21 protein-coding genes and 1 pseudogene are annotated in these 18,261 nt (G+C 70.2%); 9 read left to right on the forward strand and 13 right to left on the reverse strand.

Going from position 1 to position 18,261, the window contains the following annotated elements:
• Nucleotides 1-52: 52 nt before the first annotated feature.
• On the reverse strand, nt 53-1,894 hold the full coding sequence (locus tag ACIQPQ_RS13550; protein WP_401303253.1) for a cytochrome c biogenesis protein CcdA: 1,842 nt from the start codon (nt 1,892-1,894) through the stop codon (nt 53-55).
• Between the two features lie 266 nt (nt 1,895-2,160).
• On the opposite strand from ACIQPQ_RS13550, the gene ACIQPQ_RS13555 reads away from it, so the two are divergent.
• Nucleotides 2,161-3,030, forward strand: coding sequence for a DUF4394 domain-containing protein (locus tag ACIQPQ_RS13555; protein WP_401303254.1), 870 nt, complete (start codon nt 2,161-2,163; stop codon nt 3,028-3,030).
• Nucleotides 3,031-3,040: 10 nt separating this feature from the next.
• Here the strand turns inward: ACIQPQ_RS13555 and ACIQPQ_RS13560 are convergent, their stop codons facing one another.
• Nucleotides 3,041-3,481: a hypothetical protein gene (locus ACIQPQ_RS13560; protein WP_401303256.1), complete on the reverse strand. Its 441-nt coding sequence runs from the start codon at nt 3,479-3,481 to the stop codon at nt 3,041-3,043.
• A gap of 214 nt (nt 3,482-3,695) precedes the next feature.
• On the opposite strand from ACIQPQ_RS13560, the gene ACIQPQ_RS13565 reads away from it, so the two are divergent.
• Complete coding sequence (locus ACIQPQ_RS13565; protein ID WP_401303258.1) at nt 3,696-4,343, forward strand: DUF6417 family protein; 648 nt, start codon at nt 3,696-3,698, stop codon at nt 4,341-4,343.
• A 71-nt stretch (nt 4,344-4,414) separates the two neighbouring features.
• Here ACIQPQ_RS13565 and ACIQPQ_RS13570 read toward each other — a convergent pair whose 3' ends face one another.
• The 3 genes from ACIQPQ_RS13570 to ACIQPQ_RS13580 are packed head-to-tail and all read right to left on the reverse strand — an operon-like array spanning nt 4,415 to nt 5,679.
• On the reverse strand, nt 4,415-4,594 hold the full coding sequence (locus ACIQPQ_RS13570; RefSeq protein WP_401303260.1) for a DUF397 domain-containing protein: 180 nt from the start codon (nt 4,592-4,594) through the stop codon (nt 4,415-4,417).
• A 39-nt stretch (nt 4,595-4,633) separates the two neighbouring features.
• Nucleotides 4,634-4,813: a DUF397 domain-containing protein gene (locus ACIQPQ_RS13575; RefSeq protein ID WP_401303262.1), complete on the reverse strand. Its 180-nt coding sequence runs from the start codon at nt 4,811-4,813 to the stop codon at nt 4,634-4,636.
• On the reverse strand, nt 4,813-5,679 hold the full coding sequence (locus ACIQPQ_RS13580; RefSeq protein WP_401303263.1) for a helix-turn-helix domain-containing protein: 867 nt from the start codon (nt 5,677-5,679) through the stop codon (nt 4,813-4,815). The genes ACIQPQ_RS13575 and ACIQPQ_RS13580 overlap by 1 nt, the downstream gene beginning before the upstream one ends.
• 192 nt (nt 5,680-5,871) lie before the next feature.
• Here ACIQPQ_RS13580 and ACIQPQ_RS13585 point away from each other — a divergent pair, with 192 nt between their 5' ends.
• Nucleotides 5,872-6,294 carry an ATP-binding protein gene (locus tag ACIQPQ_RS13585; RefSeq protein WP_401303265.1) on the forward strand — a complete coding sequence of 141 codons (423 nt, stop codon included), beginning with the start codon at nt 5,872-5,874 and terminating at the stop codon, nt 6,292-6,294.
• Nucleotides 6,275-6,550, forward strand: coding sequence for a hypothetical protein (locus ACIQPQ_RS13590; RefSeq protein ID WP_383769256.1), 276 nt, complete (start codon nt 6,275-6,277; stop codon nt 6,548-6,550). Before ACIQPQ_RS13585 ends, ACIQPQ_RS13590 begins: the two co-directional genes overlap by 20 nt.
• Here ACIQPQ_RS13590 and ACIQPQ_RS13595 read toward each other — a convergent pair.
• A complete protein-coding gene (locus ACIQPQ_RS13595; protein WP_401303267.1) occupies nt 6,540-7,388 on the reverse strand; it encodes a helix-turn-helix domain-containing protein in 849 nt (282 codons plus the stop codon). The two genes, ACIQPQ_RS13590 and ACIQPQ_RS13595, sit on opposite strands and share 11 nt — an antisense overlap.
• An 18-nt stretch (nt 7,389-7,406) precedes the next feature.
• Nucleotides 7,407-8,159 carry a DUF6879 family protein gene (locus ACIQPQ_RS13600; RefSeq protein WP_401303269.1) on the reverse strand — a complete coding sequence of 251 codons (753 nt, stop codon included), beginning with the start codon at nt 8,157-8,159 and terminating at the stop codon, nt 7,407-7,409.
• Between the two features lie 182 nt (nt 8,160-8,341).
• Between ACIQPQ_RS13600 and ACIQPQ_RS13605 the strand changes: the two genes are divergently transcribed.
• Both ACIQPQ_RS13605 and ACIQPQ_RS13610 read left to right on the forward strand, forming a co-directional pair.
• Nucleotides 8,342-8,566, forward strand: coding sequence for a DUF397 domain-containing protein (locus tag ACIQPQ_RS13605; RefSeq protein ID WP_401303270.1), 225 nt, complete (start codon nt 8,342-8,344; stop codon nt 8,564-8,566).
• An 18-nt stretch (nt 8,567-8,584) separates the two neighbouring features.
• Nucleotides 8,585-9,064, forward strand: coding sequence for a hypothetical protein (locus tag ACIQPQ_RS13610; protein ID WP_401303272.1), 480 nt, complete (start codon nt 8,585-8,587; stop codon nt 9,062-9,064).
• 68 nt (nt 9,065-9,132) lie between these two features.
• On the opposite strand, the gene ACIQPQ_RS13615 is transcribed toward ACIQPQ_RS13610, so the two are convergent.
• The 3 genes and pseudogenes from ACIQPQ_RS13615 to ACIQPQ_RS13625 form a co-directional block, all read right to left on the reverse strand.
• On the reverse strand, nt 9,133-9,684 hold the full coding sequence (locus tag ACIQPQ_RS13615; RefSeq protein WP_401303274.1) for an EF-hand domain-containing protein: 552 nt from the start codon (nt 9,682-9,684) through the stop codon (nt 9,133-9,135).
• A 182-nt stretch (nt 9,685-9,866) separates the two neighbouring features.
• Nucleotides 9,867-10,406: pseudogene (locus tag ACIQPQ_RS13620) on the reverse strand (DUF6879 family protein); the annotation flags it as partial.
• Between the two features lie 187 nt (nt 10,407-10,593).
• Nucleotides 10,594-11,664, reverse strand: a complete 1,071-nt coding sequence (locus ACIQPQ_RS13625) for a WD40 repeat domain-containing protein (protein WP_401303276.1) — start codon at nt 11,662-11,664, stop codon at nt 10,594-10,596.
• Between the two features lie 143 nt (nt 11,665-11,807).
• Here ACIQPQ_RS13625 and ACIQPQ_RS13630 point away from each other — a divergent pair, with 143 nt between their 5' ends.
• The 3 genes from ACIQPQ_RS13630 to ACIQPQ_RS13640 all read left to right on the forward strand — a co-directional run bounded on the left by ACIQPQ_RS13630 (nt 11,808) and on the right by ACIQPQ_RS13640 (nt 15,435).
• The gene (locus ACIQPQ_RS13630) at nt 11,808-12,482 is read left to right on the forward strand and encodes a GDSL-type esterase/lipase family protein (RefSeq protein WP_401303277.1); all 675 of its coding nucleotides are present in this window, start codon (nt 11,808-11,810) and stop codon (nt 12,480-12,482) included.
• Between the two features lie 195 nt (nt 12,483-12,677).
• Nucleotides 12,678-14,324, forward strand: coding sequence for a recombinase family protein (locus ACIQPQ_RS13635; RefSeq protein ID WP_401303279.1), 1,647 nt, complete (start codon nt 12,678-12,680; stop codon nt 14,322-14,324).
• Nucleotides 14,325-14,442: 118 nt separating this feature from the next.
• Nucleotides 14,443-15,435: an aldo/keto reductase gene (locus tag ACIQPQ_RS13640; RefSeq protein ID WP_401303598.1), complete on the forward strand. Its 993-nt coding sequence runs from the start codon at nt 14,443-14,445 to the stop codon at nt 15,433-15,435.
• Between the two features lie 191 nt (nt 15,436-15,626).
• Here the strand turns inward: ACIQPQ_RS13640 and thpR are convergent, their stop codons facing one another.
• Genes thpR through ACIQPQ_RS13655 form a run of 3 tightly spaced genes read right to left on the reverse strand, consistent with a single transcriptional unit; the run spans nt 15,627 to nt 18,079 of the window.
• Nucleotides 15,627-16,202, reverse strand: coding sequence for an RNA 2',3'-cyclic phosphodiesterase (gene thpR, locus ACIQPQ_RS13645; RefSeq protein ID WP_401303280.1), 576 nt, complete (start codon nt 16,200-16,202; stop codon nt 15,627-15,629).
• A gap of 50 nt (nt 16,203-16,252) precedes the next feature.
• The gene (locus ACIQPQ_RS13650; RefSeq protein ID WP_401303282.1) at nt 16,253-17,677 is read right to left on the reverse strand and encodes an MFS transporter; all 1,425 of its coding nucleotides are present in this window, start codon (nt 17,675-17,677) and stop codon (nt 16,253-16,255) included.
• 24 nt (nt 17,678-17,701) lie between these two features.
• Nucleotides 17,702-18,079 carry a MarR family winged helix-turn-helix transcriptional regulator gene (locus ACIQPQ_RS13655; protein ID WP_401303600.1) on the reverse strand — a complete coding sequence of 126 codons (378 nt, stop codon included), beginning with the start codon at nt 18,077-18,079 and terminating at the stop codon, nt 17,702-17,704.
• Nucleotides 18,080-18,261 lie beyond the last annotated feature (182 nt).

Below are 18,261 nucleotides of genomic sequence, written 5' to 3' on the forward strand. Positions count from 1 at the left end.
GGCATGGTCCCCGACGGAGGGGCCCGAGGGCACCCCCCGCCCGGCGGGCGGCCTACCCGAAGGTGAAGGCGTAGGCCTGGATGCCCGGAGTGAAGCGGAGTTCGAGGCGGGCGGTGCGGGCCGTGTCGTCGTCGATGAGCCGGTGCATGGTCGGCGTGCCCTGGACGGACACGGTCCTGACGGGCTTGCCGTCGGCGAGGACGGTGACGGTTCCGGTGCCGGAGAGGACGAGGTTGACGTTCCTGGCCCGGTAGGTGAGGGCGAGCCGGGCGTCGTCCCCGGCGGTGAAGGACTCGTATCCGGCGGTCCATGTGCCGCCCAGCGCCAGCCGGTTGAGCGGGACGGTGGCGGGGAGCCGGTAGGTCTTGGGCTTGTCGTCGAGGAGGGCGTCCCCGACGTAGCCCCGGATGCGGAGGTTGCTGAGGTAGGTCTCGGGCGTCCGGTTCTTCGTCAGTGAGGCGTCCTCGCGGCCGGTCTTCGGGGGCAGGACGACGGAGGGGTCGGCCTCCCGCAGCAGGGTGCGGATGAGGTCCTCGGTCTGGTCGTAGCGGCCTTCGCCGAAGGTGAAGTGGCGGACCGTTCCGCGTGAGTCGATCAGGTACTTGGCGGGCCAGAAGCGGTTGCGGTAGTTGTTCCAGGTGGTCAGCTCGTTGTCGAGGGCGACGGGGTAGGTGACGCCGAGCTTGCGGGCCTGGTCGGCGACGTTGGAAGCCTTCTTCTCGAAGGCGAACTCCGGCGAGTGGACCCCGATGACCTCCAGTCCGGCGGCGCGGTAGGCGCGGTCCCACGCCTTCACGTGCGGGAGGCTGCGCTGGCAGTTGACACAGGAATAGGTCCAGAAGTCGATGAGCACGACCTTGCCGCGTGCCCGCTCCCGCTTCAGGTCGACCGGTGCCCCGCCGGGGGTGTTGAGCCAGCGGTCGATGCCCTCGATCGGCGGCGCCTGCCCGCAGGAGCGCAGTTCGTCGACGCCGTCCTCGCAGCGGGAGAGTTCCTTGTTGGAGTCGTCGTAGAGGCCGGACAGCTTCTGCCGCGCGACCTTGTTGTCCTCGATCTGGCGCTGGGCGGCCGAGGTGTAGTCGGGCAGGGTCCGCTGGAGCGCGGTGGTCAGGTCGAAGGCGAGCGCGAAGGCCAGGGCGATCATGACCGCGCCCCCGGCGATACGGAGCTTGCGCGCCCGCTTGCGGAAGGCGCCCACGCGCTGGGCGACGCGTCGGCCCGCGAGCGCGAAGACGAGCAGCGGCAGGGCCGTGCCGACGGCGAAGGACACGGTCAACGCGACGATGTCCAGGCTGAGTTCGCCGCGTGCTCCGGCGACGGTGATGGCCGCGAGCACCGGCCCCGCGCACGGCACGTACAGCAGGCCGAGGCCGAGGCCGAGGAGGAACGCGCTGCCCTCCTTGTTGACCTGGCGTTGCGGGATGCGGGCGAACGGGCGCTCCAGCAGCCGTTCCACGGGCGGGAAGACGAGGCCGAGCCCGATGAGGACGAGGAGGGCCAGGCCGACGTAGCGCAGGATGTCCTCGGGCAGGCCGAGGGCGGAGATGATCGTCACGCCGAGCAGGGTGAAGAAGCTGAAGCTGAGCACCAGCCCGGCGACCACGGCGTACGGGCGCCGGTTGCGGGCCGGACGCTCGGGCGCCCGCGCGGACACCAGTACGTCACCGGCGGCGGGGGCCACGCCCCCGTCCGCCTCGCCGGAGGCGGCGCCACCACCGCCCGGCCCCCTGCGGGACTCGGCGCTCTCCGCGCTCTCTGCGCTCTCCGGAGGTCGTGCGCCGGGCGGACCGCCGGGTCCTCCCGCCAAAAACACCACCGGCAGCACGGGCAGGATGCACGGCGACACCGCCGTGATCAGACCGCCCAGCAGGCCGATCAGGATCAGAGTGATCATGGGATTCGCCCTCCGGAACGAGTACGGCCGACCTGGCCGGTCTCACCCCTGATCCGGAACCCCGTGCCCGACCGGATTGGTCCGCCCTCGCAAAAACCAGTCGATCCGGCACCCAAGGCCAGCATCTGCCACCCACGCAGGGCCATTCGGTGCGTGCCGATCCGCCGCCTGGGTGGTCCTCGTGACCCGCACTCATCCGCGTGGCCCGCGGCTACGGATTCCCCGCACAGTCCCGGACCCCCGTCCGGGCCCATGAAGGGAAGACGATGCGCAACAGCACCGCCGCCACCACCGCCGCCCTGGTCCTCGCCGCCCTGTGCGCCGCCCCGGCGCTCGCCGCCCCCGACAGCGCCCTCGGCAGCGCCCCCGCCGCGGCGTCGCACCGCGGTCTGGACGCCGTCGGCCTCACCGCCGACCAGCACCTGGTGACCTTCGAGGTGGACCGTCCCGGCGCCGCCCGCGCCCTCGGCAAGGTCGCCGGTCTCGCCGGGGACAAGCGGCTCGTCGGCATCGACTTCCGCGTGCAGAACGGCAAGCTGTACGGCGTCGGCGACAAGGGCGGCGTCTACACGCTGAGCACGAAGGCCAGGGCGACGAAGGTCTCCCAGCTCACGGTCGCCCTGTCCGGCTCCGCCTTCGGCGTCGACTTCAACCCGGCCGCCAACCGCCTGCGGGTCATCTCCAACACCGGGCAGAACCTGCGCCACAACATCGACGACCAGGCCGCGCCGCGCACCACGACCGTCGACGGCACCCTCACCAACCCGACCACCCCGCCGTCCACCGCGATGGGCGTCACCGGCGCCGCCTACACCAACAACGACCTCGACGCGGCGACCGCGACGACGCTGTTCGACCTCGACACGATGGCCGACCGGGTCTCGCTCCAGTCCCCGGCCAACGCGGGCACCCTCGCCCCCACGGGCAACCTCGGCGTGGACGCCGCGCTGGACGCGGGCTTCGACATCTACTACCGCGCGTCCACCGACACCAACCACGGCTTCGCCGCGCTCCGTACGGCGGGCGCGTACCGCCTCTACGCCGTGAACGTCCTCACCGGCACGGCCACGGACAAGGGCAGCTTCCCGAAGAAGTTCCAGGTCACGGACCTGGCACTGCCGCTCGACCAGGGCTAGCCGGACCGCGTCAGAGCTTGCAGAAGCCTGACGCCTTGAGCGCCGCGTTGAGCTTGGCGCCCTGTCCTTCGGTCGTGGTGACGTCGTGGTAGGAGAAACGCTGCGAGGCCAGCCAGTCGAGCTTGTCCGCGCCGCCGTTGATGGCGCCGCACTGGTTGCGGGCGGCGTCGACGGCCTTCTCCTCGTAGCGGACGACGTCCGGCGCGGCCGAGGACAGGGTTTCGAGCAGGGCGAGGCGATCGTCGCCGGTCGGCTCGGGGGGTATCCCGGCCGCCTTCATCGCGTCGTCCTGGCCCGGATCGGGCGTCGCGGGCGCGGGCGGGGACGTCTCGCTCGTGGGCACCGCGTGAGCGTCGGGTTCGGGCGTGCTGGTCAGGGCGTCGCACGCGGTGAGCGTGCACGCGAGTAAGGCGACGGCGGTGACTGCGGTAACTGCGGTACGGGAACGCATGATGCTCCTCGGAAAGTGGTGGAGCGATCATCTTTGCGCGGGGCGCGGTGACAGGGGCTGTTCGTCGATGTTCTGTGACGTAGGCCCTCCCGTCGGCCGGGGTCGGCCGAAAAACGCGGCGCTGACGCCTCGTCATTCACCGTTCCCCGGTGCGCCGGCCCTCGGGCGCTCTACGGTCGTACCCGTATCAGCGACCGGAGTTGCGGGGGTGGTGATGAGCGAGAGGACCGAGCGGGTCGACACGTTGAGCGCGCTGCGGGAGCGGGAGTCCGCCGCCGAGCACGGGTGGGTGCTCGGCGAGGAGTGCGCGCCGCCCTTCCGGCTGGCGGTGGAGGCCGCCGCCGCGAAGGGCCTGGTCGAGCTGGCGGACCAGGCCGTGCGCGAGGAGTTGTCGGCCCGCGGACCCGGACCGGTGCGGTGGGCGGCGCGCCTCAGCCCGCAGGGGCACGACGTACTGACGTACGCGGCGACGGTGCCCTCACCGGCACCTCCGCCGGTGGTGCTGGAGCCCGGCGAGCTGCTGGTCGAGCTGTGGCCCGCGCAGATGGAGTCCGTACGGGTCTATCTGGCGATGCGGGAGCGGCAGGGCGTCGTCCCGGCGCCCGGCTTCGAGGAGCGGGTGCGCGCGGCCCACTTCGACCGCGCCGCCAACCGCTGGCTGGTACCGCTGAACGCGGCTCAGGTGGACTCGGTGGCGTACGCGCTGTTCCTGCGGTCCGGCACGGGCATGGTCGGGGAGGCCAACCGGTTCGCCCGCGAGTACGGGGTGATCTACACGGCCGACAAGAGCACGGGCCGCGTGCACGCGAGTCGCTTCCCGGAGTCCAGAGCGGTCCGCAGGTCGCGAACCGGTGGGGACTGAGCCGCAGTTCTCACGGCGCGGCTCATCGTGAGGGGCGCGGCCGGGGTACGCACCCGGCCACGCCCCGCTCGCTACTTGAGCGCGCCCAGGAAGTGGGCCCAGGCGGGCGCGGAGAGGGTGAGGAGGGGGCCGTCCTGCACCTTGCTGTCACGGACGGCGCGGGCGTTGGTGGACGTCTGAGCGACCTCCACACAATCTCCGTTCTGCCCGGAGTACGACGACTTCTGGAAGGGACCGACGACCTTGCTCACGGCAATCCTCCTCGACTCGGCAAGTCGAGCATCCGACCTCTACGCGAACTGACTCAAGAACGCCATCCAGCCGTTCCGCGAGACGGCGAGGAGGGGACCGTCGGGCTGCTTGCTGTCACGGACAGCACGGCCGTCGGCGGACGTGACAGCAACCTCTACGCAGTTACTCTCTGCCTGCGAGTAGGACGATTTACGGAAGGGAGTTACGACCTCGGCCACTATGCGTCTTCCTTCAGACTCCGCAGGATGCCCCGGATCAGCCTGGAGCTGGCATCCGGTGCCAGTGCAGACGATCGTAGTTGGTCGTACATATTGGCGTAAGCCGTGAGGTCTTCAGATCCCTCCAGGACTGACGTGCCCCGCAGGTTCTCCAAGGTCACAGCCTCGACTGCCGGCTCGCCCTCAAAGCTGAACGTGGAGAATGCGGAGCTGACAGCTCCGAGCACTCCAGCAGTGAACGGAAGCACCTGGATGGTGACGTTCTTCCGCTTACCCACTTCCAGGATGGCCGCAAGCTGCTCCCGGTGGACGTCGACGCTCACCAATGGCTGCGTGACAACGGGCTCCCAGAGAATGGCGGTGTAAGACGTACCGCCTTCCTCAATCTTCGACTGCCGAGCCTCACGCACCTTGACCAGCTGTGCGATCCGGTCCTGCTCGATGTAGCCGGGGCTCCCCTTGGTGATCGCCTCCGCATAAGCGGGCGTCTGCAACAGCCCCGGAACCAGGACCGGCTGCCACTCCCGGATGTACGTCGCGTCGTCCTCCAACGCGATGTGATCCACGTAGTCCTGGCGGAGATGCGCCGCGTGCTCCAGCCACCAGCCCCGCTTCTTGGAGTGCTTCGCCAAGTCCTCCAGCTTCGCGCGCACTTCCGCGTCGTGGATGCCGTACGCGTCGAGCAGCAACCGCACTTCGATGACGCGCGGGGTCGCGTGACCCGTCTCGATGCGGCTGATCCTCGCCTGGCTCGACGCGATCACCTCGGCGGACTGGGCCTGTTCGAACTTCACGGCCTGCCGGTACTGCTTGAGCGCCGTCCCGAGGCGCCTGCTGCGCACTGTCGGGCGTCCACCTGTAGGCATCGTCGGTCCCTCCCTCTCGTCTCTCGAACGATGCCACAGCGCACGTCAACTTTGGGCCCCCATCACACGATCGAGTGACACTGGTGCATGTATTCAGTGATTTTCATTGCATGGAGATGGATGCAGCCCTAGCTTCGGCAGGGCGCTGAAGTGACGCGCTCCCTGACGGCTCGCCAGAAGGCAGGTCCAGCCATGCCCTCAACCGAAACCTTCCGCATCCCCAAGGACAGGCGGCACGTGTCCCGTGCGCGGCAGCAGGTGCGCAAGGCGCTCGCGGACTGGGGGATCGCCGGGGCACCGGCCGACTCGATCACCCTGTCGGCCAACGAACTCGTCACGAACGCCGTGACGCACTGCAAGGTCTCGGAGGCGCTGGTGCGCGTGACGTTGACCTACGACGGGGCCGAACTCCTCCTGGAGGTCGCGGACCCCGACCGCGACCGGGTCCCCCTCCCCCACGACTCCGCCCCGGACGAGGAGGGCGGCCGGGGCCTCACCCTGGTGGCCGCGCTGGCGGACGCGTGGGGGCACCGGCAGGAGCCCTACACGAAGTGCGTGTGGGCGAGGTTCACGCCGACGAGGGCGGAGGAGGCGCATGTTCCGCGCGCTTTATGACGCGGTGAGGCGGGCCGGACGCCGGGCCCCGGAGGCCGACCCGGCCCGCGAGGCACGGACGCCCGACCCGTACGTGTGGCGGCTGCCGAGCCCGTACGACGCCCGCTGGCGCCGCTGGTGGAAACGGTCCCGCGCGGCCGGGCACTACCTGCCGTTCCCGGCGGACGAGCCCTGCTGGCAGCAGCCCCCGCGGACCCCGGCACCGTCGTGGCGGACCAACGACGACGTGGTCCGGCCGTACGTCCTCAGACGCTGAGACCGCGGCGGACCCGCGCGATGACCTGCTGCGCCTCGGCGCCGTAGACGGCGGACTCCGCGAGGGTGTCCCAGACGCGGCGGTAGAGAGCGATCGTTTCGGCATCGTCGAGCCACAGCTCGGCGTGCCAGTTCTCGACGGCGACGAGCCGTTCGTCCAGAATCCAGAAGCTGTTCGCGGGCGGCAGCCTCAGCGGCGCCGAGGAGGGCACGATCCCGAGGTGGACCGTGTCGACTCCCACGACACCGGAGAGGCGGTCGAGTTGGGCCGCCAGGACCTCGGGCGGGCAGACGTGAGCGGTGAGCGTCGCCTCCCACATCAGCAGGTTGAGCCGCTTGCCGGGCTCGTAGAGCCACTCCTGCCGCTTCATGCGGGCGCGCACGGCGTCGTCCGCGTCGCGCGGGGTGCGCCGGAACTCGGCGAGACGCTGGAAGACGTTCCGGGCGTAGTCCGGGGTCTGGAGCATGCCGTTGACGAGGAAGTTTTCCCACACGTGCAGGGTCCGGGTCTCCCCGATGATCCGATTCCACGTCTCCTGCACGGGACCGTGCCCTGCGGCCAACTGGCGGCGCCAGGAACGGATATGGCTCTCGAATCCCTTGAGGCGGGCGCACAGTTCACCAGCGGCGTCCGGCTGCCCCACGGCCTCGGCCCACGCCCTCAGATCCTCGGCCGAGGGCGTCTGCTTGCCGTTCTCCAACTTGCTGATCTTCGACTGCTGCCAGCCGAGCCGTCGGGCCAGGTCTGTACCGGTGAGCCGTCCATGGGGGCCGTCGACACGAAGCTCGCGCAGCCTGCGACCAAGCTCCTCACGCGCTCGCTGAAAGTCCGTGCTCACCGGTACCCGTTCACGTCCCTACCCGTCGCTGCGCATCTCCGCCGTGAACTGCTGCCACGGCACGGCGTGATGCCAGGCAGCATCTCGCACCATCGAGCAGCGCACCACCTCGGCGGGTTCCGTGATCAGGTCCACATGAGTGAGCTGATCGCCGTCGTCGAAGCGGAGGAGGGCGATGAGGCGGCTGTCGAAGAGCCAGAAGTCCTCGGCTGGGAGGCGGAGGCGTTCGGCGTCGCCGCGCCAGAGGTTCCGGATGTCCTCACCGATGGCGCTGTTCCGCTTGGCGTTGTCGAGGAGATACAGCTGACCCGTGGTCGGTGCCTCGTCCACGATGCGCACGCGCTCGACCCGCTTGCCGAGGTCGGTCTGCTGGCGGATCATGCGGCAGTAGGGGTTGTCGAGGGTCCAGTCGGCCTCGCCCATTTCGACGAACTGCCGGTATGTGTCGGTCGCTTCGTCGCTGGCGTACCGGCGTCGCGTCTCCAACCGCCAGGCGGTGTGCTCGAACTTCTCGAAGAGACGGCCGAAGGCGTCGAGATCGATCGACTGGACCTTGCGCAGGCTCTCCTTCGGGGTCCAGTCGACCAGCAGTTCCCGCGGCACGACGACCGCCACCTCCCCCTCGGACAGGTGCTGGAGCTGCCCCACGTCCTCGGGGTCGGTGAGCGGGGGTCCGTGCACGATCACCTCGCCGCTGTCCAAGTCCTCGTGAACGGAGGGGCATCCACTGTCGCCACTGCCAGTGCCGTTGAACCGTAACCGCCTTGCCACTCTCAACCACCTCGTATCTCTGGGGGACTTACGAGAGAAGCGTGCCGACTCCGCTGAGTGCATGTCCAGCGATTCTGGGTGACATCTTTAGAATAATGGAGAATATCCTCTACATGCTCACCGCCAGGGTGCCTACCTTGCTCACAGGAAGCGACCAGACCACCACTGCACGGAGGCACGTCATGACCGACCGACCCGACCCCTACACCCTCGACATCACCTCCGCCTCCTTCGTGAAGGCCTGCGGAGGCCCCTGCACCGACGGCTGCGTCACCCTCGCCCGCATCGGGGACGACGTCTGGGCACTCGGGGACAGCAAGCGTCCCGACGCCTCGCCGCTCCGCTTCACCACCGAGGAACTGAGCGTCGCCGGGATCGACCCGGCGCGGTTCGGACTCGGCGCCTGAGCCACCCCGCGCCTCCCCGTGCACCACCACGGCTACCTCTGGGTCGGCCCCAAGTCCCGTTTCGACGACGAGGCGCTGCGCCGGCCCCCGCACCCCGATCCCCCGCCCGCCCCCGGCGGCCCGCAGGACGTGGCCGCCGAACGTCTCCTCCACCGGTACCGGGAGGTCGCCGCCGGGTTCCCCACGAGCGACCTCCCGCCGCTGGAGACGGCGTACTGGCTGCTCAAGCCCCGCGCGCTGGTGCGGGGCACCTGGGCGGAGCCCGGCGGGGCGATCACCTGGCTCGGTGGCCAACTCCGGGCGCACGCACCTCGGTTCAGCACCCCCTACGCGTCCGACGACCTCACCGCTCGCCTCGCCTGCGCCGCCGCCCGCCTCTCCTGGGGCGGCGACGTCTCCCTCGGCCTCTACCTCGAACGCCCCGCGTTCCTCTCCCTCGCCCTCGTCACCTGCTCCCCGCACCGCGGACGCCCGGAACTGCCCTGCCCGTCGGGGTAGCGCAGCCGGACAAGACCGCGGCCACCCGTACCGGTACACGCACCGGTACGGGTGGCCGCGGAGTGGGCTCAGATGTGCCCGAAGAACAAGCTGCCCGGTGCGTCCGGGTCGTTGGACAGGAAGTGCTCGCGGACCGCGCGGATGAACTCGTGGCGGGAGATGGCGCCGTCCCCGTCGGTGTCCAGCCTCGTGAACGAGTCCATGGCGTCCGGCGCGTCGATCTTCCACACGTCGCGCAGGGAGCGGGCGAACTCGTCCTTGCTGATCTCGTTGTCGCCGTCGACGTCGATGACGTCGAAGATGGCGTGCCCGCCGCCCTCCGTGATGTTGAGGCGGCTGGTGTCGATGACCGCGAGACGGTTGGCGGTGACGAACTGCTCCTTCGTGAGCCGGTCGCTGTCGACGCCCGCGTGGCGCAGCAACTCCAGCCAGTAGATCTGGGTGAAGGTCTGGAGGGCGCGGGCCCGGCGGTCGTTCTTGTCCAGCTGGTACGCCTGGATGTAGCGGTCGGCGAGCTTCTGGTAGTCCGACCAGTCGAGTTGACCGTCGTGGTTGGCGTCCATCGTATCGAAGTTGCGTTCGAGCTTGGTGGTGATGACGTCCTGAGCCGTCGTGGTCATGGGGGTGCCTTTCGGGAGCGTCTCCTGCGGGGGTCTCTCCAGCATGGAGGCACCGGCAGCGGAAACGGACGAATCAGCCCGTACGGCACCCGATCTAGTGATCATGCCCCGAAGAGGCAGCCCTCCGCCCCCACTTGCCCCCGGCCCACTCCCCTCCGGCCCGCCAGGGCGACCCAGGTCACTCAGTTCGCGCGACGCAGTCCGGCCAGGAAGTCGTCGCGGCGTACGGCGTGGTGCCACGCGGCGTCCCGGACCCCGGCGCACCGCACCACCTCGGACGGTTCCGTGATGAGGTCGACGTGGGTGAGCTGATCGTCGTCGTCGAAGCGGAGGAGGGCGATCAGGCGGCTGTCGAAGAGCCAGAAGTCCTCGGCGGGCAGCTTGAGCCGGTCGGCGTCGGAGCGCCACATGTTCCGGATGTCCTCGCCGGACGCGATGTTGTGCTGGGCGCTTTCGAGCAGGTACCGCTGGCCGGTGGTCGGCGGGTCGTCCACGAGGCGGACCCGACCGACCGTCTTGCCCTGCGCGGTCTGCTGACGGATCGCCGCGCGGAAGCCGAGGGTGCCCGGTGCGCTCTCCGGGTCGTCGAGGCTCCCGGTCTCGATGAACTGCCGCCAGCGGTCCCCGACTTCGTCACTCGCGTACCGGCGGCGGGTCTCCAGCCGCCACGCCGTGTGGGCGAACTCGGTGAACAGGCGGCCGAACTCGTCCAGCCCGATCGTCTCGAACCCTGCCCCCAGCGCCATGCGCGACCACCCCAGATCTCAGCCGAACCGACCTTGCCAGGACAGCCTGACGGCTCCGCTGCGTGAATGTCCATGCGTCCAGGGTGACGTCACGAGAATGATCGCGCATATCCGCCACGGGGTCGGGCACCGGCGCCCTCGATCCCGCGGCTCATCCTCCGATTCAACGCCTCCGCCGCACCCTGCTCACCCCGAACAGTGCCGCGCACGCCACCGCCAGTGCGACCGCGCCCACCTTCACCGTCCCCCCGGACGTGCCGTCGCCGTCCTTCCCGGCGCCCGTCGAACTTCCCCCGTCGGACGAGGAGTTGCTCCCCTTGCCGGCGGCGCCCCGCGCGTCCCTCGCCTGGACGTCGCTGCTCTCGCCCTCGCTGCCGTACATCAGCTTCGTGCCGTCGGCCGAGTACGTCACCGACTCGCCCTGGCGCTGGAGGGGGACGTTCAGGCGGGCCACCCGCTTGGGGACGCCGTTGTTCCAGTCGTAGTCGATGCCGCCGAAGTAGCCCCGTACGGCGAGGCGTTGACCGTCGGGAGAGAGGGCCGCGTCGGTGGCCCAGAGGTCGATCGGGGCGACCGGCTTGAAGACGTTGCGGCCGGACACCGACAGCTTCTCCGGGCCCGCGTACAGGTGGCCGCCGTCCTCCTTCTTGTCGATGATGTACACCCGGCCCGTCTTCGGATGCACCAGCAGCGACTCCGCGTCCCGCGCGCCGTCGGCGTACGTCACCTCGTACTGCGTCGCCTTGACCGTCGCGTCCTTCAACTCCCGCGGCTCCGGCAGCTCGTAGATCCACACGTACGGCCAGGTCCCGTCGAGGTTGTCGCCGATGTCGCCGACGACGATGCGGTTGCCGGGGCCGATCGAGATCGCCTCGACGTCACGCGGGGTGCCGATGCCGGTGAGGGTGAGGCGCGCCACCGTGTCGCCCGTCCTGCTGTCCACGGCGTAGAGGTAGGGGCCGTCGTCGCTGTCGTTGTGCGTCCAGTAGATCCCCGGATGCTGACGGGAGGCCGCCAGGCCGCTGGACTCCGTGATCCGGGGGTCCTTGATCGTGAAGTTCTCGTCGCCCGCGGCGGCGGAAGCGGCGTACGCGGTGGCAGGTGCGGCGTACGCGGCGGGCGCGGCGGCCGGTGCGGCGAGGGCCGCCAGCAGCAGCGTTCCGGCGAGGACGGCGGAAGCCCGGTGGGCGAGGGCCCGGAGGGCGGAGGCCCGGGGGGCGGACGGTCGGCGCATGCCCCAAGCCTGCCATCCCGCCCACCCGTTCGAGGCTCCACCGGGCGGCGCCCCGCGCCACCCGCCCCCACGGACCGACATCGCCCGCACCCCGTGGCCCGTCTCACACACCACGCGCCCCTCCCATCCCCCATGATGAGCGGATGCTTAGGATCATGCCCGTCGGTGACTCGATGACGATCGGCAGCGCCGGTGACCACACCTGGCGTCACCGCATGTGGCGGCACCTGTGCGCGACGTACGGCGGTCCCGTCACCCTCGTCGGCCCCCGCGAGACGCTCTACGACAAGGCGGCCGACGCCCCCACCTCCCTCGCCTACGCCGACCCCGACTTCCCGCGCCGCCACCTGGCCGGCTGGGGCGAGGGCTGGCTGCACATGGCGCCGCTCGTCGGGGACGCGGTCCGGCGCAGCAAGGCGGACGTCCTGCTCGTCTCGCTCGGCCTCATCGACCTCGGCTTCTACACCGACGCCGAGCAGACCGCCGCCAACGTCCGCGCCTTCGTCGCACAGGCCCGCACCGGCAACGCCCGCGTCGGCATGGTGCTGCTGCCGGTGATCCCCAACATCCGCGCCGCGACCGACGAGGCGTTCGCCGCGCAGGTCGCCCGCTTCAACGAACTCCTCGCCAAGGCCGCCGCCGACCTCGACGAGCCCCACTCCCCGCTGCTGCTGGCGTCGGTGCCGGAGACGTACGACCTCCGCACCGACACCTACGACGGCACCCACCTGAGCCCCGGCGGCGAGCACAAACTGGCCGCCGCCTTCGCGGAGGCGATGCACCAGGGCTGGGACCTCGGCGGCCCGTACGCCCCCTGAGCGCCGCCGTCCCCCGCGGAGGGCGATTTTGTCGTGCTGCTCTCCCCCTCCCCGCGAACCCGGTACCGATGATCTCCTCGGTGCCGCCCTTGCTCTGCCCCATCCATACACGTTTGCGGGATGAAAAAAGTCATTTTGACATAAATCGCACGCCTGCCTAGCTTCGTCTTCTGAACTGGGAAGAAGGGCAGAGAAGTGGCGAGGGTTCTGGGGGTAGTTCGCCTGTCGAGGGACAGCGACGAGAGCACGTCAGCCGTCCGCCAGAAGACATCCATCCAACGCTGGGCGGACAGGAACGGGCACGTCATCGTCGGTTGGGCCGAGGACGTCGACGTGTCCGGCGGCATCGAACCCTGGAGGCGCCCGGAGTTCGGCAAGTGGCTGCCGTCCACGATCGGCAAGGACGTGAGCGACATCGAGCACCGCCTGGCGTGGGAGGAGTCCCGCGCCAGGGAGTTCGACGTCATCTGCGCTTGGAGGTTTGACCGGCTGTCGCGTCGGGTGATCCACGTCAATGTACTCGCGGAGTGGTGCGACCGAACCGGCAAGCAGCTTGCCACGGCAGAAGGGGACATCGACCTGTCGTCCCCCATGGGGCGCATTCTGTTCCAGCTCATCGCCTCCTTCGCGGAGGGGGAGCTCGAAGCGATCAAAGCCCGGGCGAAGTCGTCGTATGCACATCTGATGCAGGAAGGGCGCTGGCGCGGGGGCAAGGTGCCGTACGGTTACCGACCGGAGAAGGCGGAGACCGGCGACGGCTGGAAGCTCGTACCTGACGAGTACGGGCTGAACACGGCTGGAACGCTGCGAGAGATCGTGCGCAGGATCATCGGAGGCGAGTCCGCGAACAGCGTCTGTCGCTGGCTCAACGAGGACCCCACCAAGACCCCTGCTTCCGTCGATGCCCAGCGCATCCGGACCGGCAAGGCGCCCAAGGGGTCGCGATGGACGTCCAGCAATCTGGCGAAGCTGCTCCGCTCGCCGACTCTTTTGGGTCAGTTCGAGATGACCGAAGAGGTCACTCTCCCCGATGGGCTGACCGAGCGGCGGGCTCGTCTCGTCCGTGGTGCTGACGGTTTACCGCTTCAGCGCGCGGAACCGCTGATCTCCGAAGAGGAATGGGAACTCGCGAGGAAGAGGTTGGAGGAGAACACCAACAAGCGATCCGGCAAGCGCACGGGAGGCTCTCCACTGCTGCGGGTGGCGTTCTGTGCTTGTGGTGAGCCGGTGTACCGCGCTCCCGGTCACGACTGGCCCCACTACCGCTGCGCCAGCAGAGTCACGCACAAACCGTGTGGCACGGGAAACAAGAGCATCAGCGCGGCTCTGCTCGAGAGCACGGTCGAGAGTGAGTTTCTGCGGGTGGCGGGAGACATCCAAATCGTCCGCCAGATCTTCCGCCGGGGCGTCGACCACACCAAGGACGTTGAGGAAGTGACCCGCGCCCTGGCGGAACTGCGGGAGGATCGGGAGGCCGGGCTCTACTCCTCGGAGACCGGCAGGCAGGAGTACCGGAAGTCCTACGCGCGTTTGGACGCGAAGCGGGAACAGCTCATGGCGCTGCCCACTCGGCCGGACTCCTGGGAGGAGATCCCCACCGGAGAGACGTACCGGCAGCGGTGGGCGCAGCTCTCGACCGACAAAGAAAAAGGCGAGGAACTTCGTGCCGCGGGGTTGAGGGTGACCGTACATATCGCGGACGCCCCAGCTGCTCACAGTGCCGGTGAGCCTCTTGTAACTTTCGGTGAGAGAAGGATGCGGCAGCGGATCGGCCGCATCGAGGTCGAGTTCCCCCCTGGCTTCAGCGATCGCGTACGCCAGTTCACGGCGACGCACGGCTAGGGCCGTGGTTGAACTGGGCCACTGGGTGTGGCCAGGCGGCTGTGCGCATTGTCGCCCAGAGCTGTCCCACACGGTGTTGCTTGCCTTGAGCGGACTCGAAGGCGTTGGCTTGAGGACCATGGAGTACACGCAGCTCGGACGCACTGGACTCAAGGTCAGCCGACTCGTCCTCGGCACCATGAACTTCGGACCTCAGACCGACGAACCCACCAGTCACGCGATCCTGGACCTGGCGCTGGATGCCGGGCTGAATTTCGTCGACACCGCAAACGTGTACGGCTGGGGCGAGAACAAGGGCCGTACCGAGGAGATCATCGGGACCTGGTTCGCGCAGGGCGGCGGGCGGCGCGACAAGGTCGTCCTCGCCACCAAGGTGTACGGCAACATGGGCGCCGACGGCGAGGCGTGGCCCAACCACGACAAGCTGTCCGCGCTCAACATCCGGCGGGCGGTCGACGCGTCGCTCAAGCGCCTCCAGACCGACCACATCGACCTGTACCAGTTCCACCACATCGACCGGGACACCTCGTTCGACGAGATCTGGCAGGCCATCGACGTCCTGGTCCAGCAGGGCAAGATCCTCTACGCCGGGTCCTCCAACTTCCCCGGCTACAAGATCGCCCAGGCCAACGAGACCGCCGCCCGCCGCGGCGGCACCATCGGCCTCGTCAGCGAGCAGTGCCTCTACAACCTCTACGAGCGGCGCGCCGAGATGGAGGTCATCCCGGCCGCGCAGGACTACGGCCTCGGCGTCATCCCCTGGTCGCCGCTGCACGGCGGCCTGCTCGGCGGAGTGATCAAGAAGGAGACGGAGGGCGGCCGACGCGCCTCGGGCCGCGCCGCCGACACCCTCGCCGACCCGGCCGCCCGCGCCAAGCTCCAGGCGTACGAGGACCTGCTCGACAAGCACGGCCTGGAGCCCGGCGAGGCGGCCCTGGCCTGGCTGCTCACCCGGCCCGGCGTGACCGGCCCGATCGTCGGCCCGCGCACCGCCGAGCAGCTCGCCTCCGCCGTCCGCGCGGTCGAGCTGGAGCTGGGCGAGGACGTGCTGACCGGCCTGGACGAGATCTTCCCCGGCCCGGGGCCCTCGCCGGAGGCCTTCGCCTGGTAGGCGGACGGAGGCGACAGCGCCAGCGGTGAGTGCAGGGGGCGGCGCCCGGGTCACGGGCGGCGCCCCCACGCCGTACGCCCGGCGGGGCCCGGCTAGTTTCCGAGCGCCGCCGCCACCGCCACCAGAACGAACATCAGCACGAGCGCACCGGCCATGATCCGGTTCCTGGTCTTCGGGTCCACCCGTGGAGCCTAACCGGCCCCGCCGAGCGCCCAGCGGCCGACCGCCTCGTAGCGGGGCCGCTCCCCCGGCACCCCGGACACCGGCAGGCTGCTGCGCACCAGCGCCAGCTCGCCCACCGTCCACTCCCGGCCCGCGAACCCGGCGAGCCCGTCGGCGTACGCGCCGAGGTCGGTGTCGGTACGGCTGCGGGCCAGCGTCAGGTGCGGGCGGTAGCGGCGGTGCTCCCCGGTGTCGAGGCCCGCCTTCCGTGCCGCCGCCTCGGCCCGGTCCGCCAGCAGCCGCAGCGCCGCCAGATCCCCGGCCGCCCCGGCCCACAGCACCCGCCCGGCCCCGAACTGCCCCCCGCCGCGCAGCGCCAGCGGGAACGGCGCACTCCGCCGCGCGGCCTTCGCCAGCCGCGCCGACAGCTCCGGTACGACGCCGTCGTCCACCTCCCCGTAGAACGCCAGCGTGAAGTGCCACCCCTCCCACCCGGTCCACCGCACCCCACCCACGTCCCCGACCCCCGCCCGCAACTCCCCCACCCGCCCGACGAGTTCGGCGACCACATCCTTGGGGGGCAGCACGGCGGCGAAGAGTCTCATGGGGTCAGTGTGCCGGGATCGGACCTCCTGCGGGCGGGCCGCGCGCTCCCTCAGACCGCCTTCGTCAGCTCACGTTCCGGGGTTTCCGGCCTGTCCGGGGTTTCCGGGGGCGGGGTGAGACCGGTGCTCGTGGGGTGGGGGTCGCGGGGGACGAAGCGGAGGGTGGGGCGGGTGCCGTGCCAGGCGACGGAGAGGCGGAGGCCGCCCATGCGGGCCAGGACGAGGCCGATGGTGGCGGCGGCGAGGGCGGAGACGGCGCCGCCCGCCGCGAGGCCCGCGCGGACGCCGTACGCGTCGGTGATCCAGCCCGCGATGGGGGCGCCGATCGGGGAGCCGCCGAGGAAGACCATCATGTAGAGGGCCATGACCCGGCCGCGCATGGCGGGGTCGGTGGCCATCTGGATGGTGGTGTTCGCGGTGACGTTGACCGTCATGCCGAACATGCCGATCGGCGCCATCAGCAGCGCGAACAGCCACAGCGAGGGCGCCACCGCGGCGACCAGCTCCACCAGGCCGAAGGCGACCGCGCCCGCGATCAGCACCCGCATCCGCGAGGTGCCGCGCCGGGCCGCCAGCAGGGCGCCCGCCAGGGAGCCGACCGCCATCAGCGTGTTGAAGAGGCTGTACGCGCCCGCGCCCGCGTGGAAGACGTCGTCGGCGAACGCGGAGAGGTAGACGGGGAAGTTGAAGCCGAACGTGCCGATGAAGCCGACCAGCACGATCGGCCAGATCAGCTCGGGCCGTCCGGCGACGTAGCGCAGGCCCTCACGGAGCTGGCCCTTGCCGCGCGGGGCGCGCGACACGGCGTGCAGGTCGCGGGAGCGCATCAGGAGCAGGCCGGTGAGGGGTGCGACGAAGGACAGGCCGTTGGCGAGGAACGCCCAGCCGGTGCCGACGCCGGTGATCATCAGTCCGGCGACGGCCGGGCCGACCAGCCGGGCGGACTGGAAGTTCGCGGAGTTCAGGCTGACCGCGTTCTGGAGCTGGTCGGGGCCGACCATCTCGGAGACGAAGGACTGGCGGGCCGGGTTGTCGATCACGGTGGCCAGACCGACCGCGAAGGCGGCGACGTAGACGTGCCAGACCTGGACGTGTCCGGAGAGAGTGAGCAGCGCGAGCGCGACGCCGGTCAGGCCCATCGCGGACTGCGTGAAGAGCAGCGCGCGGCGCTTGGGGAGCCGGTCGACGAGGACCCCGCCGTAGAGGCCGAACAGGAGCATCGGCAGGAACTGCAGGGCCGTGGTGACGCCGACGGCGGTCGCGGAGCCGGTCAGGCTCAGGACCAGCCAGTCCTGGGCGATGCGCTGCATCCAGGTGCCGATGTTGGAGACGACCTGGCCGACGAAGAACAGGCGGTAGTTCCTGACCTTCAGGGAGCTGAACATCGAGGACCCGCGGGCTGCGCCGGGAGGACCGGCGGTCGCGTCGCGGGTGGTCGGTGCGGGGGCGGAGTCTGCTCCGGGTCCCGTACTCAAAAGTGGTCGCCTCCTCGTGGCTGCCTACAGGTGTGCGAGCTTCTCCAGGACGGGGGCGGCGGCGCGCAGGGTCGCCCACTCGTCCTCGTCGAGTCCGTCGACCAGGACGGTCAGGAAGGCGTTCCGCTTGGCGCGGCTCTCCGCGAGCATGGCCTCGGCCTGCTCGGTCCTGCTGACCACCTTCTGGCGCCGGTCCTCGGGGTGCGGCTCCAGACGGACCAGGCCCTTGGCCTCCAGCAGCGCGACGATGCGGGTCATCGACGGGGGCTGGACGTGCTCCTTGCGGGCCAGCTCACCGGGGGTGGCGCTGCCGCAGAGGGAGAGGGTGCCGAGCACCGACATCTCGGTGGGGCTGAGCGACTCGTCGACCCGCTGGTGCTTGAGCCGGCGGGACAGCCGCATCACGGCCGAGCGCAGGGCGTTCACGGCGGCGAGGTCGTCGTCGCCGCGGGCGTCGTGCCGCGCTGGGTCCGGGTCACCGTCGCGGGCGTCGCCCTGCGGGGCGCCCTCGGTGTCGCCATGGGTGCCATGGGTAAGGTCCGACATGTATTTAGCTTAACTCATTACTCTGGCTAAGGACTACC

The sequence above is a fragment of the Streptomyces sp. NPDC091281 genome (assembly GCF_044757425.1).
GTDB lineage: Bacteria > Actinomycetota > Actinomycetes > Streptomycetales > Streptomycetaceae > Streptomyces.